The following is a 15,775-nucleotide window of genomic DNA, read 5'->3' on the forward strand; positions in this document are numbered from 1 at the left end:
CCGAGAGCGCAGAGACGCTCTTGCCGAGAGCGCAGAGACGCTCTTGCCGAGAGCGCTGAGACGCTCATACCGAGAGCGCAGAGACGCTCATACCGAGAGCGCAGAAACGCTCTTACCGAGGGCGCAGAGACGCTCTTACCGAGAGCGCAGAGACGCTCATACCGCAGGGCTGATGCATGAAATCACTATGGTGCGAGGGCAAGGTCGTGAAGGAGTATACACCGAAGATAGAAGTATCTACGTCCTAGTCTAGATAGGCCAAGTGAATACCTCCTACCTAGAAGGGTTGAGTATACACGTGTGTACACAACAGTATACCCACGTGTACACAACAGTATACACGCGTGTACACTACCTCGCTCTAAGTATATCCTCTGTAGGGCTCGCTTGTATGTCTATTCCTTGGGGATAATGCCTAGGATCTTTAGTGATGGGCTAAGGCTCTCTGGGATATGAAATAATATTCCTGAAGATCCAAAGGTAGGAGTGTACGAGCGAGATCATGCGTCGGCCCTGGCTCTTACTGAGAGTGCTGAGACGCTCATACCGAGAGCGCAGGTGCACTCCTATAAAGGACGTCCTCGTCACCTATGCTTAGGTGACGAGGACGTCCTTTATAGGGGTGCTGGAGGGATAATTTCCGCTGCGTGAAGGGGTACCTAGTGGGTGCGCTACCTTGGGGCTCATACTCCCGTGTCTAGTACTAGCCCCGAGAGAGCACCCGTCAGTCCCTCGCCTACCTAGGAGAGGAATAGTGGAGTAGGGCTAAGAAAAGTATACGAGAGAGCGCTTGAGGTACGAAAAAGAGGGCCCCCCCAGCCCACGATACACCGAGGTGTAGGGTGAGGGTGGGGGGCTCTACTAGAGGATGGTAGCTAAGGAGTGGATAGCTAGGGGGAGAGGACTAGAAGTCAGCCTCTCCGTCCTGTCCATCGATCTCCCATCCCTCGAACTCTCCCTCGATAGAGAGCTGGAGAAGGAGTGAGAGCGGTGCTGAGAGCTCCAGAGACTCTATGGCGGGGCGGCGATATGTTTCTTTCTTCATGATGCTATATTTTGTCTGAGGGTGAGGAACTAGTCTTGGTCAGGGCGATACTTCTGCTTGAAGAGTACGAGTTCACCCCTCGGTGTGGGGAGCCCACTCGGGACGGGAGCACCAGCGTACCACGACCAGGCGTGCCCCGCCTGCGTACCGAGGGCAAAGAGGGAGATCGTAGCGGGTGTCCCCGTCGCTGTGACCGCAGACTCGGAGAGCCCCGTGACTGGGAAGGCGAGGGTGCGTCTGTCCGCAGCACGCTGCGCCCATCGGCCATGGACATAGTCCACCTGCGAGGAGAGGTCTAGGCTGATCGGGTAGCGAGCGTAGATACCGAGTAGCTTCGGACGCTCCATGATCTCCCCAGCAGCGTACATCTGGGCGAAGTCACGCATCTTCTGCTCATCACCCATCAGAGGCTGATGATTGCCGAGGTAGATGGCTGAGACCTGCACCCTCTGCCTATCGGGCTGGATCTCGAAGACGTAGGCGGTGGTCATGGAGTGGTTCAGCACGGGGTGCCAGGTATTCTCGGCCTGCTTGAGGTAGCTATTCAGCGGATAGTCTGCCTTGTTGGTCTGCTCGGGATAGGACTTCTTGCTCGCCCCTGTGGGGTTCTTACCCCGCTGCTCCGTCTCCCCAGAGGCGAGCATATAGCCCTGCCCTCGGAAGCGGATTAGGAAGAAGTAGAGCTTGCCTGCATTGCTCCCACTACCTGCGATGAGCTCGGAGCGCCAGGGAGCATCGAAGCGATAGAGACGCCCGTCGAACTCGACATAGTCCTTCCCGTCGTTGCTTAGTCCCGTATAGGGGAGGAGTGCCCCTAGCTGGTAGGGAGTGGGGAGTGCCCAGCGGTTGCTCGAGGTGATGTTCTGGATCGTACGGTCCTGATCGAAGAAGGTCGTATTGCGCTGATTGAAGGTAACCAGATGGTCCAGATAGCTGACCTCTTCGTCGCTCGCGATACGGAGCCCGTTGGTATGGCTACCCGTCCAGTAGAGGTGCTTCTGGGTGAAGCCTACGAAGGGACTAAAGTTGTGCTCGCTACTGGGCCCCTTGTGGAAGATGGGACGGATAAGGATCGAGCCATTGATGAGTGTCCCCGGGGTGTAGCTCGTCGGAGCTTTCTTGAAGAAGAGGGAGGTATAGGCACCCCCACGGATGTAGGAGCGAGCGACAGCTCCCTCAGCTACAGGGCTGGTCTTGGTCTCATCGAACCAGAGGTAGGGGCGGTTCTCTAGCGTAGAGGCATCGGGGATCGTCGGCATCCAGATGATATAGCGCCCACGGTCGTCCTTGATCTGGTGCGAGTTCTTCTTGGGGGGGAGGGTCACCTCCTCAGAGACAAAGGGCCAATTGAAGTCCTGAGAGTCGTAGATGTAGGAGGTGAGGGGATCGGGTGCTGTGGGGGTGAGGACGGTGCCCTTGGGGATCCAGCTCTTGCCAGCTCTGAGGGTCAGCCCCTTGATGGTGAGGGTGGAGTTCTCTAGCTGGTTCTCTATGCTGAACATCGCTACGTAGCCTAGGGGCTTAAAGAGGTCTGTCGGCTTACCCTCCCTCCTATTGGAGACGAAGGTGCCATCCCCATTGTATGATACGGTGGTCTCGAGCATGTAGGGGAGGCTGACCTTCCCATCCTTGAGCTCATCCACCGTGTGGATCTTGTCTGGACGATCGAGGGTGAAGGTCGTGTGGCTGAAGTCGTGCCCCGAGACGACATTGTTCAGTGTGAAGGTATTGCCATCCCCGAGGATGAAGGCACGCAGCTTGTACTCCCCAGTGGTCTTGGGTAGGGCGGACCAGATCGTCCCCTCACCCTTGAAGGAGAGCTTCTTGGTGTCGTCATCATAGGTGAAGAGCTGGCGTTTGCCAGAGATGATGCTGTTGCCTTGGTAGATGTAGACGAAGACGTAGACGGACTCGTTGTGACGGAGCCAGGGCGTCCACTTCCTGCCCTTCATGTCGTAGCGGAGTCCGCGTGCACCCTCCCCCTCGATGATGGGCTCTTGGAAGGAGGCGGGTAGCTCTAGGTCGAAGCGTACAGCCGTAGGCTCGGTAGTCTGCCTCTCGGTAGGCTGAGGGCGTTGCTCGATGTCTCTTCCCCCCTCCTTAGTACAAGCAGCGAGGAGGGTAAGAGCAAAGAAGGATAATAAGATCTTCTTCATTCTTTAGATATAGTTTTTATTGGTTATATAGGTGCCTTCCGTCCGCTATAAAGGGGGCGGTGTGGCTTCACAGAAAGTGTGCGTGATAGTCCTTGATGAATGTGACATTCCCTAATATACAGGGGGGCATAATTCGCTTTGCAATCTCTAGGTAGTCATCCCCAACCCCAGAATATAGAGGTCTCTGAGACGCTACCACGACGCTAAGATAGGCATTAAAACTGTAAAAAGGAATACGGAGCCCCCACGTACAGAGGCCTAGGGGAGGTATCTACCCACCTCAGACTGCAAGGACCTTGCTCGAGGGAGTCTGGGCGGAGAGCACACCTCCAGCGGTGAATCTTGAGTGGGGGACAGTGTTTCCCACGAAGGGTAACATCCAGCTACCAGTGCTGACAGCCCCCGATCCCCCCATATTCCCTAATCCCTCCCTAGAAAAGATGAAGCCCCTCAGGGATACACAGACTAGGGGGGAGTGTGTCGGTGTGACCCTAAAGAGGCTTCGTGCTGGATAGCTGATGTGTTGGCGAGAGTGGGTGGGCTTAGTAAACCTGAATGATGCGGATGAGCTCGGCTTGGAGGTGGCTATTCAGCTGCTGGCGAAGGGTATTTAGCCTCAGGTTAAGCTCCTGCCGTGCGATCGGGGAGGTCGTACGGATACGCAGTACACCATCGTCGATACGGGCTTCGCCTACCCAGCGAGAGAGCGAGCCGAGGAGGATGGGGAGGTGATCCAGCGCACGGTGCTCTAGGAGCTGCTCGTACATCTCGGGGTCTTCGTCCCAGAGGTTGGCCAGTGCCTCACGGAAGTCAATGGTCTCACTTCGCTTCATCTGCTTGCTCGGCGATTAGGTGGAGTGCACCCTCGACGACCTCAAAGAGTCGGTAGTCCCTTCCCCAGCTACCGACCAGCTCGTCTAGGTGCTCTCTATTGGTGTCGGTGATAAAGATTTGCCCGAAGTCACTCCCGCCGACGAGATGAATAATTCGTGCGACACGCTCGGCATCGAGCTTGTCGAAGATGTCGTCCAGCAGGAGTAGGGGACGCTCGGGGTTGGTCTCTGAGAGGAGGGTGTATTGGGCGAACTTGAGCGCTAGGAGGTAGGTCTTGTTTTGCCCTTCGGAGCCGATACGACGTATGAGTTCCCCATCCAGGAGCATCAGCAGATCATCCCGATGTAGACCTACGCTGGTATGCCCTAGGATACGATCCCGCTCTCGGCTCTCACGCAGTAGGTCGACGATATGCCCCTCGGTGCTCTCCAGCGGAGAGAGGTAGCTGAGGCTCACCTGCTCCTGCCCACCACTGATCGCAGTATAGTAACGCTGGAAGAGAGGGACAAACTGCTCGACGAAGCGCTTTCGCCTATCGTAGATGATCGGGGAGACTTGCTCCAGCTGGAGGTCAAGTACGTCGAGTACGCTGGGTGAGGGGGTGGAGGGAGCCTTGAGGAGCGTATTGCGCTGCTCTAGGACCCGATGATACTGCGCCAAGGCTGCCATATAGACGCTATCCTGCTGGGAGAGCTGACGATCGACGAAGCGTCTGCGCTCCTCACTCCCCCCTAGGATTAGCTGGTAGTCCTGTGGGGAGGCGATCACGAGGGGGAAGGCTCCGATATGCTCGCTGAGGCGCGTGTACTCCTTGCGGTTGCGCTTGAGCACCTTCCTTGCACCCGGTCGTATCTGCAGCAGTAGGTGTCGCTCATCGCCATGATCACTCTGGTAGGTGCCCTCCAGCAGTGCTCGCTCCTGCCCACGTCTGACCGCTAGGGAGTCGGTGATAGAGAGGTGGCTCTTGGTGAAGGAGAGGTAGTGTAGGGCATCGAGCATATTGGTCTTGCCCATGCCGTTGAGACCGATGAAGCAGTTCACCTTGGGCGAGAAGTCACAGCTAGCGGTGACTATGCTCTTGAAGTCGATCAGGTGGAGTCGGGTAAGTATCACGGTGGTCGGTGCTCGTTAGTGTGAGGCTTGGGAGGCTCCCCCTGCCATCTGCTCCTTGGTGGAGAGCATCCCACAGGCGGCCGAGATGTCCTCCCCTCGGGAGGTACGTATGGTCGTTAAATAGCCCCGGGCCTCGAGCCAACCCTTGAAGCGCTCCATACCCTGAGCCGTCAGGGGCCGCAGGGGTACTCCTGGGATCTGGTGGAAGGGGATGAGATTGATCCTACACGGGATGCCACGCAGGAGCCGTGCTAGCTCCTCGGCATGCTGGAGACTATCATTGATCCCCTCAAAGACGATGTACTCAAAGGAGACACGGCGCTGCCCCGTGAAGTCTGCCTCACGGATCATACGCAGCGTGTCCTCTAGGGGCATTCCCCCCTCGGCGGGCATGAGCTCAAGGCGCCCCTCGTGGAAGGGGTTGTGCAGGCTCACGGCTAGGTGACAAGTCGTCTCGCCGAGGAACCGCTCCAGCCCACGACGCACCCCGACGGTGGACAGAGTGAGGCGCTTGGGTGACCAGCCGAGTCCCCACGAAGCCGTCATCACCGAGATGCTGGAGAGGACGTTGGTAGCATTATCCAGAGGCTCACCCATACCCATGTAGACGATGTTGGTTAGCTTGGGGGACTCCTCGACAGAGAGTACTTGGTTGATGATCTCACCTGCGGAGAGGTTGCCACGGAAGCCCTGCTTGCCCGTCATGCAGAAGAGGCAGTCCATCTTGCACCCTACCTGAGAGGAGATACAGAGCGTAGCCCGATCCTTCTCAGGGATGTAGACCGCCTCGACGAGTCCACCAGAGCGCACCCGGAAGAGATACTTACGTGTACCGTCACGGGATAGTTCGCTCGTGATCGGCAGGCTACGCCCTACCTCGAAGTGCTCCGAGAGTAGGAGGCGATTGGCCTTAGAGATGTTCGTCATCTCATCGATCTCGCTCACACGCTTGTCGTAGAGCCATCCTGCTATCTGCCGAGCAGTGAAGCGGGGCATACCGAGCTCGGCGGTGACAGTGGTAAGTTCCTCGAGAGTCAAGCCGAGTAGGATGCGCTTCTGTGGGGTTGGGGTCATCGTCCTTAGTGGGTGGGTGAAAGTGATCTTATTAAGAAAGGCTGTCCTAAGGGAATAAGCCCTAGGACAGCCTTTGTATAACTAATGTCGGAGCGAAAGAGTTCGCCCTCTAGTGAGATACCGCCTCTAGGGGCGATGTCACGGAGCGGGTAGGGCGGGACTAGTAGAAGCGAGCTCTATTGTCCTGTATCTTCAGACGCTGGATGTAGTCAGCGAAGACACGATAGCCATACTGGCGAGCGAGCCCAGCCTCCTGCTGCTGGAACTGAGCCTTGGCAGCGACCTTGTCTACTGGGGTCTTAGCTACGGGCTGTAGGACCATCACCTCGGTGTTGTTCGCTGCGAAGGGCTTGGAGAGCTGACCGACGGGCGTCGTCATCGCGATCCCGTTAAAGGTAGCTGGCTCACTGCCACGCACGACGTAGCTAACATCGACGAGGGTATCGACCTTGGACTGTAGGTCAGCAGCGTAGGCATCGAGGCTCGTGAGCTTCTTTGCCTCTAGGCTCTTGGCGAGGTGCTCAGCCTTCTTCTGCCCAGAGAGGTAGGCGAAGATCTCATCCTTGACCGCCGAGAGAGGAGCGAAGCCTGCGGGGATATGCTTCCCTACGGCTGGGATCACGAGGTAGTCAGTGCCACAGGTGTAGAGCTTGGGGCTGACCTCACCATCCTTAGCATTGATCGCCCAGCTGACGATCTGGCGAGAGCTGGGGACCTGACCGAGCATGGGGCTCTGTGTGGTCACGAGGACGTCACGAGAGACGTTGAAGCCCTCCTTCTGTGCCTTCTGTGCCATAGCTTCGAAGCCTCCGCCTTCGCCGAGGATCTTGTTCATCGCACTATACTTGGCATTGTAGGTGTCGGGGGAGAAGGTCGCAGGGATCGAGAGGAAAGCGACCTGGTACTTCTCTACAGCAGGCTGTGCATTCTCTGCCTTCACGAGGATGGAGAGAGGAGCCTGGCCGAGACGTACGACAGTGCCGACGGGTACCTGATAGAGGGTGTCAAGCTTGAGGCCAGAATTGGCACCGAGCTGATAGAGCATGTGCTCGGAGAAGGTGCTATCCTCCGTACCGAAGCGGTTGGGTATAGAGATGAGCCCGCCCCGACCTGCGGTCTGTGGGTCGATGCTGTGCTTCCGGGCTAGTTCGGCGAAGCTCGCACCCCCGTTGAGGGCACTGAGGAGGCTATCGGTCTGGGTCTTGAGGCTGTCGTTGAGGATGATCATACGGACAGAGAGCGCCGCCGTAGAGCTCTTCTTGCCGACGAGCTTAGCGATCTCGTAGCGGTCGTTGACGAGCTGTGGGTCTAGGACAGCACCGACCTCAGCGCCCTTGACGAAGGCGACCTGCTCAGCACCTAGACCTAGCTCATCGAGCTCGGCACCCGTGAGGTAGACCGGGCTGAAGTACTTGCTGGAGGTAGCGTAGGCACGTAGGGTGCTCTCGATGTTGGAGGCGGTAGCCTGACGTAGCTCTTCCACGGCCTTGGTCTTCTCCTGCTCGGCAGCCTTGTAGTCTGCCTGCGAGGGGACGACCTGCAGGCTGATGTAGCTGACCTCAGTGAGTGGGTACTGCATGCGGTAGAAGTCCTTGTGGCTATCATAGTACTTCTGTACCTCGGCATCGCTTGGCTTAGCCGTAGAGTCGGCGATCATCGCCGAGGAGGTACGTACGAGAGCTACGGTACGGGTCTCGTTGCCGAGAGCGAGCTCACGGTCTAGGTCGTTCAGCTTATAGGTACGGGAGAGCAGCGTCCCGAGCTTCTGCTGTAGACGCTGTGTGCGGATCTGCTCCTGCAGTAGGGTGAACTGCGACTGCATCGCACGTAGCTGCTGGCGCTGATCCTGAGGGGCTGCCTGGATCTGCTTGTCGGAGAGCTGGCGGATGAACTCATTGACCTGCTTCTCGTCTGTCGTCCCAAAGAACTGGGAGGCCAGCGGAGAGGGGGAGATCCCCTTGCCTACGAGTAGGGCATAGAGCTCGTCATCCGAGACGCTCAGTCCGATGGCGCCTGAGACCTTCTCTAGTGCATACTCCGAGAGGTACTGCTGTGCGAGTTGGTTATTGAGCTGCATGCGCTGCTCATCGGTTAGCTGACCTTGTGCCTCAGACTGTGCCTGGAGCTGCTCTAGGCGTGCGCTGTAGTCTTGGATCGAAATGTCCTTCCCATCGATAGATAGGGCGACCTGCTCATTCTTGCTCCAGAAGGTGCGCCCACTGGTAAAGAGGTCACCGATGACAAAGCCTGCCAAGGCTATCCCAATGATGACAACGAGCATGACCGAGTGGCTACGGATCTTCTCTAATACTGCCATTGTATCTGATTACCTATAATTATATAAGAGTGTTTATACTCAATTCTTTGAGCCACAAAGATACAAACACTCTAACGAATAGGCAAGATATGAAAAGGCAAGAGATCCTATTATGCCCCGTCCTTTGTCCGATCCCCCTATAGTCCCCTTCCGAAGCCTGCGTAGGCTGTCCTCCCAGAGAGCCGTCGTGGCGGGCATTCTGAGAGCCCATCTACGAACACGTAATGACCTCTGGTGCGGACTCGATATGTTCGCCCTCGTCACCTTACGTAGGTGACGAGGGCGAACATTATATGTCCTCTAGTGCGCTCTCGGTATGTCCTCTAGCCCCCTCTCGAGGAGCAAGATACAGAGGTCGTTAGGGGAGGGCGGTGATGCCTGCCTCCTATGGGTTGTACTCCTCCCAGATCGCCCCCCCAGACAGATCACTATAATAATAATGATACGCGCGCACGAGAGAGCAAGGGGGAGCTGTGGGAGAGGTCCGACGCATGAAATCACCCCAGTGCGAGGGCAAAGTAGTCAAGGAGCATACTCCGAAGATAGAGGTATCTGTATCCTAGCTGTATCCATACCCAGCGTATACCTACTACTTAGGAGAGGTGAGTATACACGTGTGTACACAACTGTATACCCACGTGTACACAACAGTATACACGCGTGTACACTACCTCGCTCTAAGTATGTCCCCGTAGGATCTCATATTTAGTTCTCCTCGGGACCAACGTCTAGACACTCTAGGGGATACGCCTAAGGCTCCCTAGGACATGAAATAATATCCCCAAAGAGCCAAAGAATGGAGTGTGCGAAGGAGATCATGTGTCGCCTCTAACCTACGATGGTCTTTTGATGTTCAAGATCCTACTCTTAGAGATCTGGTATGGATTGAATGACTACGAGGTTCAGGAACGCATCAACGACTTCTTGCCTTTTAGTGAATCTCTTGGTGACGACCTCGGCTAATGCTACCGACACGGTTGTATTACCCGAACCGCTATGGAGAGAAAGAGATTTACTAAATTAGCGTAGAGGTAATACCTGATGGGTTTTCCTCCTACTACAATTAATTTATATGATGATTACAAGAGATCAACTCGGTTCTTGGGCCAATACGCCAGAGTCAAAATTAAACTTTCCATATCTTATCTCAAGGCTGATAAGAGCGACTACCGCTAAGGACACTAAGGTTAATATTCCCTGGGGTAGTGCCACCTATATAGGGGGATGGGATGGTATTGTAGATAGTAAGGAGAAGACTAGATACGTCCCCGAAGGAATATCCTTGTGGGAGCTCGGTACAAATCAAGATCCTCAGAGTAAAGCAAATGCTGACTATGAGAAGCGTACAGGTGATCCTCTTGGATATAATCCTCTGGATGCTACATTCGTCTTTGTCACTCCAAGGACATGGACGAAGAAGGAAGAGTGGGTTAGTCAGAAGAAAGAGGAGAAGACGTGGAAGGATGTAATCGTCTATGATGGGATAAGCTTAGAGCAGTGGCTTGATGAAGCTCCAGCTGTATCCCGATGGTTCGCATCTCAGGGGTATGCTGATGGAATTATAACGGCAGATGAGCATTGGAAAGAGTGGTCTTGCTTAGGGCAATTGGAACTAACGCCAGATTGTGTACTTGCTGGTAGAGACACAGCAAGGGAAGCGTTGATAAAGCGATTGGAGGAGGAGCCAAGTATCATAGTGGTAAGAGCATCGACTAAGAGCGAGGCGATTGCCTTTATCCTCGCTACGATGAAGTCTAGTGATTCTGAGGTGTCCGGTCGATTCTTTTCCACAACACTTATTATCGACCAAGAGGATCGTTTCCGAAGTGTCAGCTCGTCGACGCAGCATGCTCTGAACCTGATTGTTCGCTTCGATAGCGCCGAACCTTTTGGTGTGGCTACGAGGGAAGGGCATCGTGTCTTAGTCCCATTAGGAGCAGATGTTGAGTTTAGTCAAGATCCTATCACACTGCCAGCAGTAGATAGAGAAGCCCTCATTGAAGCTTTAGAAGCAAGTGGGCTATCAAGATCCAAAGCCTCTACGCTTACGAAAGAATCGGGGCACGACATCACGATCCTTAAGAAGCTCCTGGGCTTTCCTAGCTATGGTGCAACTTGGGTGAAAACTCAAACGATTCGAGAGATAATACCAGCACTCCTCCTCGGTCGATGGGATGAGAGCTACTCTGGGGATATAGAGCTTTTAGAGAAGCTCTCTGAAACGAGCTATGCTAAATATAAGGAGGTGTTAGCCAAATGGCTTCATCTCCCAGAGTCACCTCTGAAGAGAATCGGTGAGACGTGGAGATTAACCTCACCTCTAGACTTGTGGAGGAGTATATCTGCCCACTTAGTCGATCAAGATTTCCAGCTTTTAGAAGAGTGCTTTGTTCAGGCCTATCATTCAGGGAATCCAGTCCTAGAATCCCAGCTCGATCTACCAGACTACATCACTGAAAAGAGGACGTATTCAAACTGGGTAAGAGAGGGCTTAGTTCAGTCTTTGATCCTGATGTCAATACCTCAGGTCGGAGTTAGCCGAAGTGATCTACAGAGCTGGGTAGATAAGATTATTAGAGATCTATTATCAAATGCTCGTGGTGAAATATGGGTCTCCATAAATAGGGAGCTTCCACTTATTGCCGAAGCATCTCCTCAGAGTTTCCTTCAACATGTAAGTATCTCCCTTTCCCATCAAAGTCCCGAGATTATGGATATGTTCGAGGAAAAGCCAGGGTTTGTTGTTCCCGTGGCTTCTCATACAGGTCTATTATGGGCGCTAGAAGAGCTAGCTTGGATGCCGTCGTATTTTAGGAATGCATGCCTCCTCCTATATAAACTGGCGATGCTGGATCCAGGGGGAAGTTTATCTAATAGACCCCTAAATAGCCTAACGGAAATATTTAAAGCTTGGCATTATCAAACGTTAGCTCCTTTCGCAGAGAGGGTCAAGGTGCTGAGGGAGATGCTTCCTAAGAATATCGATGTCTCATGGAAGCTCTTGAAGAGTTTGTTGCCAAGCTTTTCTTCTGAGGTAGCTTTCCCCACGTATAGGATGCGCTGGCGAATGTTCTGGGAGAAAGCAGATCTAACCTACACGGATGAAGAACGGTTTGATATGTACTCGGAAGTGGTAGATATGCTTATCGGTCTGTGTGATGGTGATGAGACCAGATTCTCTGATCTCATCGAAGCTGCACCATACTGTATGCCTTGGGATCGGGAGCGGATATTAACGTGGGCTCAAGAGACTGTGGGTAATATTGAGCATAAGAAGGGGCTAGCATGGCATATCCTACGTGGAATTTTAAATAGGCACAAGCAACATCCCGATACAGAATGGGCATTGAAGAAGGATGACTTATCGCCTTTTGAACAGCTTTATAGTCAACTATATCCTAAGGATGGGCTGGTAAGGAATGTATGGTTATTCAATGAAGATTGTCATACTCAAATGATAGATCCAGCTACCGCAGTTCCCTTGGCTGTGGATGGGCATAAAGAAATAGAGGAGCAAGTCGCTACTAGCCGAGAGCGTGCAGTGGAGGAACTCTGGGAAGAGCTAGGGTTGGAGAAGATTTTAGCGTTGAGGCTAGAGGTTAAGCATCCTTGGGATTTGGGCGAGGCCCTGGCTAAGGTGATAGAGGATGAGCAAGACCTGCAGTGTGTATGGCAGTGTCTAGAGGATGACACTCCTCATATTGCTTTTGCTCATGGATTTATCTCCCAGAAGCTACGATGTGAAGAGCTCTGCTGGATACAAACATTAGTGTACGAGCTATTGGAGAATGGATATAGTGATAGAGCTGTGGCCAATGCCCTTGTGGTAGCACGTTCGGGGCAGGAGTTGTGGCATTATATTGACTCCCTTCGCGACGGAATACAACGAGAGTATTGGCTGAGAATGAATTCCTATTTTCATGGTCTCACGGATGAAGACATTATCGTAGGAATAAATAAGTTGCTCCAGTATCGGAGGTTTAGTTTTGCTGTGGAGGTCGCTTGGTTTCATCGAACTCTTATTCCTAGTGGTATGTTAGTTGAGGTATTAAAGAGGTCGGGAACAGAAGAATCTCAAGAACCGAACTGTCAGGTTCCTTATGCGATAGAGGGTATATTTGGAGTGCTCAACAAGAGAGAGGATGTTGCAAAGGAGACTCTCCTCGAGTTAGAGACTTTATACTTGCCTCTACTTACACGTGTAGGAGCTCAAGTAGGAGTACCTCATTTGGAAGAAGAATTAGCCATCAATCCTGAGTCTTTTATTCAACTTCTAAAGTGGCTCTACAAACCCAAGGATGAAGATCGACAGCGAAAGGAACAGGAGGGCTTATCCGAGGAGCAACTACAGAATGCGGCTAGAAGAGCTGATCTGATGCTTGGGGCTTGGAAGAAGATTCCAGGCATGCAGGAAAATGGTACGATTGATGAGACTGAGCTGAGGGATTGGATTAAGGCAGCTAGGGCTTTAGCAGAGGAGTGTGATCGGCTAGAAGCCGCAGATATACATATTGGGCAACTGCTAGCAAAGTACCCTGAGGATTCACCAAACTGGCCAGCGAGGACGATATTCCAAGTGATAGAAGATATCAACACTGAACAACTAAAGAAGGGGTATTCGAACGGTATGTTCAATAAGGGAGGGGTGACTATTCGGGGAGCTTCCGATGGTGGAGGTATTGAAGGGGATCGAGCAGAATACTTTGGAGAGCTAGCTTCAAGCCTGATGTGTGACTACCCCAATGTGGCTAGGATCTTCCAGCGGTTACAAGATGAGTATCGGGCACTAGCCAATGGATATGATGAAGAAGCACACCGAAGGAAGCTAGATGCCTAGCTTGGAAAGACTCAACGTTTATATTGAAGCTTCATGATATGTCGATAGGATATTTTGCAGAATGAGGATATATTGCTACCTTTGTGGCGCATTTGGGAGGATACCCTAAGTGAAATCTGTGGAAAGGAGAGGTGCTCGAGTGGTTGAAGAGGCACGCCTGGAAAGTGTGTAAACGCCAAAAGCGTTTCGCGGGTTCGAATCCCGCCCTCTCCGCAAAGAGGCTTCAAAGTGACTGCGAAATGGTCGTCATAGAAGCCTTCAAAACAAGAGAAAATCGTTGTAAGACATGGCCTTACAACGATTTTTCTTTGTATGCAGTCCATAGACCTGACGGCTTACCCCTAGGGTCTAATCGTTACCAATCGATCAAATGCTGCTATGGAAACTGCTACACAAATCGGGGGGTAGCGATTTGTAAGTAAGTAACTTTGTAGCACGTGCTACACTAGGGAATGATGCATCATGGGACAATTGTTCAAGGTATCCTGCTACCTATGCTCCAACTACGAGAACAAAGAAGGCAAGTCGCCCGTCATGCCACGGATCTTCCACGGAGGAGCGATGAGCAATCTTGACTCCACGAAGATCCATGTAGGCAAGGCTCAGTGGGACAGCAAGACTAGCCAACAGATGGGATGCTCCTAGGATGCTCCTCAAAAGTCCTCTTTTCCTTCAGTTCTTAGAGCTATTTAATAGCCGTCTCTTCGTTAATATCTGCTAGCTGAGAGTGGATCCAACTCGCTATATCATTTGCCACGGTTCTAATACTCCCCCTTCCTCTGCGAACCAACGGAAGAACATAGTAAGCGGATCTTCATCATCTAAGAGTTTATCATAGCTCATCGTAGAGTTAAGTTTACCAGTCTTAGGCTCATAGGTTATCCTTAGACTAGAGGGAACTTCTCTTCCATCATCTTGAAAGCTTGCTTGTATTTCCTGAGCGATCGCATTACCATTAGAGTTCAATCTCCTCTGATTCTCGTCAGAGACATCAATTTGTTGTGAGGTAACATATTCATTAAGCTTAGACTTGAGTGATAGGCACCCGTTAATCTTGAAAAATACCAAGTATTGCACTGATCGTTCAAGAGAGAGGTAGATATAGATACAGTCTATATCCGAACTATATCCCGTATACTCCAATGCGTTGTGTAGAGCATCTTCTATGAGATGCGTAAAATTCTTGTCAAAGTCCTTTGTTGCCATATTGATTGTTGGGGATGCTTACCGTCTCATAGAGTCCTCCATCAATTCTCCCAGTTGGGAAGCGTTAGACTCTGCTCTCTAGGTGGCATTACTATTTGTCAGTTGCGCATAATGTCAATTTCCGATATAGGACTACCAATCTTTTCTAATGAGTGGACGGACTTACCCGTTGGTAGATGCGTACCTCATCGTAGGCGTGAGCGATCATTCGATCATCAACAATATGCACGGAGTCGATATCCCAACCACCCCAGAGGTCGTGCCAAACAAACTCTTCCGTCTGCACATCGAAGGCCGCAAGGAAGAAGATTCCCGAGACCCGTACCGAGACGTAGAAGATCCCTTCATGTAGCAAGAGGCTCGTATACTCTGCGCTATACTCCTTCCCTTCGTAGACAAAGCGATCCCTCCGTACATTACAGAGCATGCGCCCAGCCTCGAAGTCAAATACAGTATAGTAACTGTTGAATAAGGAATATCCTAGCGACCCCTTGATAAACATCTTAGGTAGTGCCTCATCTTTCCTCTCGAGCACTTTTCCCGTAGCTACATCTATACGATGTAGGTGCTCTTGGGTCGTCACCCACAGATCGGAGCCGTAGAAGTTGATGAAGTCAATTTCCCCAGGTACGACCCCATTGTACCAAAGGGAATAGCCACGACCACTCTCAGAAAAGTCTAGCCGATAGACCTCTTCCAGTCCTTGTCCGTCCTTATCTCGCATAGCAACCAACTGGCTCTGACCCTCACAAGTAAAGAAGTGGAGACCACGGTGGCTACCCTCGTGGAAGAATACTCCCTCAAGGGGGAATGGACCTAAGTCTTGACATTCATGGGCGGAAAGGTCATACCGCAGTTGGCTCTCATTGATTAGGTAGAGCCACCTCCCTGCTCGGGCGGTATAAAAGGAGTTATTGACATTCGTGATAGTTTGCTTTAGTTCTCCATCTATCGAGAAGACATTAACGATCGTCTTGTACTCGGAGTCTTCATCATAGTGGACAAACCATAGACCTTGTCGCAGATAGATCCACCACGACAGCTCACTATGGGTAAAGGGGATTATCTGCTCGACTTGCTCCTCTAGCGAGTAGGAAAAGACAGCACTATTCCTCTTATAGTCCCGGAGGTATAGCACCCCATGATCTACCCAGACTTCATTGGCTGGGAAACTTGTGATTAGCTTGTACATC

At 52.4% G+C, this 15,775-nt stretch carries 11 protein-coding genes and 1 tRNA gene; 4 read left to right on the forward strand and 8 right to left on the reverse strand.

All coding sequences use genetic code 11. The annotated features are described in order from the left end of the window. Nucleotides 1-253 (forward strand): hypothetical protein (locus QZ170_RS04680; RefSeq protein ID WP_297177863.1); only part of this gene is annotated, 253 nt, incomplete at its 5' end. 651 nt (nucleotides 254-904) lie between these two features. Here the strand turns inward: QZ170_RS04680 and QZ170_RS04685 are convergent. From QZ170_RS04685 to QZ170_RS04710, 6 genes are all read right to left on the reverse strand, one after another. After that, nucleotides 905-1,045, reverse strand: coding sequence for a hypothetical protein (locus QZ170_RS04685; protein ID WP_297177866.1), 141 nt, complete (start codon nucleotides 1,043-1,045; stop codon nucleotides 905-907). A gap of 29 nt (nucleotides 1,046-1,074) precedes the next feature. Continuing rightward, nucleotides 1,075-3,201 (reverse strand): hypothetical protein, encoded by a 2,127-nt coding sequence (locus QZ170_RS04690; RefSeq protein ID WP_297177869.1) that lies wholly within the window; start codon nucleotides 3,199-3,201, stop codon nucleotides 1,075-1,077. Between the two features lie 542 nt (nucleotides 3,202-3,743). After that, nucleotides 3,744-4,034: a DciA family protein gene (locus QZ170_RS04695; protein WP_297177872.1), complete on the reverse strand. Its 291-nt coding sequence runs from the start codon at nucleotides 4,032-4,034 to the stop codon at nucleotides 3,744-3,746. After that, complete coding sequence (locus QZ170_RS04700; protein WP_297177875.1) at nucleotides 4,021-5,148, reverse strand: DNA replication/repair protein RecF; 1,128 nt, start codon at nucleotides 5,146-5,148, stop codon at nucleotides 4,021-4,023. Before QZ170_RS04700 ends, QZ170_RS04695 begins: the two co-directional genes overlap by 14 nt. A gap of 15 nt (nucleotides 5,149-5,163) precedes the next feature. Beyond that, entirely contained in the window at nucleotides 5,164-6,222 is a 1,059-nt protein-coding gene (rlmN, locus tag QZ170_RS04705; RefSeq protein WP_297177878.1) for a 23S rRNA (adenine(2503)-C(2))-methyltransferase RlmN, read from the reverse strand. 160 nt (nucleotides 6,223-6,382) lie between these two features. After that, nucleotides 6,383-8,539 carry a peptidylprolyl isomerase gene (locus tag QZ170_RS04710; RefSeq protein ID WP_297177882.1) on the reverse strand — a complete coding sequence of 719 codons (2,157 nt, stop codon included), beginning with the start codon at nucleotides 8,537-8,539 and terminating at the stop codon, nucleotides 6,383-6,385. A 1,072-nt stretch (nucleotides 8,540-9,611) separates the two neighbouring features. Here QZ170_RS04710 and QZ170_RS04715 point away from each other — a divergent pair. The 3 genes from QZ170_RS04715 (at nucleotide 9,612) to QZ170_RS04725 (ending at nucleotide 14,021) form a co-directional block, all read left to right on the forward strand. Further along, nucleotides 9,612-13,376 carry a hypothetical protein gene (locus tag QZ170_RS04715; RefSeq protein ID WP_297177885.1) on the forward strand — a complete coding sequence of 1,255 codons (3,765 nt, stop codon included), beginning with the start codon at nucleotides 9,612-9,614 and terminating at the stop codon, nucleotides 13,374-13,376. A gap of 125 nt (nucleotides 13,377-13,501) precedes the next feature. Beyond that, a tRNA-Ser gene (locus QZ170_RS04720) sits at nucleotides 13,502-13,589 on the forward strand. 249 nt (nucleotides 13,590-13,838) lie between these two features. Next, nucleotides 13,839-14,021, forward strand: coding sequence for a hypothetical protein (locus tag QZ170_RS04725; RefSeq protein ID WP_297177888.1), 183 nt, complete (start codon nucleotides 13,839-13,841; stop codon nucleotides 14,019-14,021). A 96-nt stretch (nucleotides 14,022-14,117) separates the two neighbouring features. Here the strand turns inward: QZ170_RS04725 and QZ170_RS04730 are convergent, their stop codons facing one another. Together QZ170_RS04730 and QZ170_RS04735 are read right to left on the reverse strand one after the other, a co-directional pair. Next, nucleotides 14,118-14,582, reverse strand: a complete 465-nt coding sequence (locus QZ170_RS04730) for a hypothetical protein (RefSeq protein ID WP_297177891.1) — start codon at nucleotides 14,580-14,582, stop codon at nucleotides 14,118-14,120. 145 nt (nucleotides 14,583-14,727) lie between these two features. Next, on the reverse strand, nucleotides 14,728-15,774 hold the full coding sequence (locus tag QZ170_RS04735; protein WP_297177894.1) for a hypothetical protein: 1,047 nt from the start codon (nucleotides 15,772-15,774) through the stop codon (nucleotides 14,728-14,730). Between the last annotated feature and the right edge of the window lies 1 nt (nucleotide 15,775).

The sequence above is a fragment of the uncultured Porphyromonas sp. genome, assembly GCF_905372525.1.
Classification (GTDB): Bacteria; Bacteroidota; Bacteroidia; order Bacteroidales; family Porphyromonadaceae; genus Porphyromonas.

What these genes read in the sequence shown, in the direction of transcription:
- QZ170_RS04685 (WP_297177866.1), bottom strand. Translation starts at nt 1,045, where the DNA reads ATGAAGAAAGAAACATATCGCCGCCCCGCCATAGAGTCTCTGGAGCTC.
- QZ170_RS04690 (WP_297177869.1), bottom strand. Translation starts at nt 3,201, where the DNA reads ATGAAGAAGATCTTATTATCCTTCTTTGCTCTTACCCTCCTCGCTGCT.
- QZ170_RS04695 (WP_297177872.1), bottom strand. Translation starts at nt 4,034, where the DNA reads ATGAAGCGAAGTGAGACCATTGACTTCCGTGAGGCACTGGCCAACCTC.
- rlmN (WP_297177878.1), bottom strand. Translation starts at nt 6,222, where the DNA reads ATGACCCCAACCCCACAGAAGCGCATCCTACTCGGCTTGACTCTCGAG.
- QZ170_RS04710 (WP_297177882.1), bottom strand. Translation starts at nt 8,539, where the DNA reads ATGGCAGTATTAGAGAAGATCCGTAGCCACTCGGTCATGCTCGTTGTC.
- QZ170_RS04715 (WP_297177885.1), top strand. Translation starts at nt 9,612, where the DNA reads ATGATGATTACAAGAGATCAACTCGGTTCTTGGGCCAATACGCCAGAG.
- QZ170_RS04725 (WP_297177888.1), top strand. Translation starts at nt 13,839, where the DNA reads ATGGGACAATTGTTCAAGGTATCCTGCTACCTATGCTCCAACTACGAG.
- QZ170_RS04730 (WP_297177891.1), bottom strand. Translation starts at nt 14,582, where the DNA reads ATGGCAACAAAGGACTTTGACAAGAATTTTACGCATCTCATAGAAGAT.
- QZ170_RS04735 (WP_297177894.1), bottom strand. Translation starts at nt 15,774, where the DNA reads ATGTACAAGCTAATCACAAGTTTCCCAGCCAATGAAGTCTGGGTAGAT.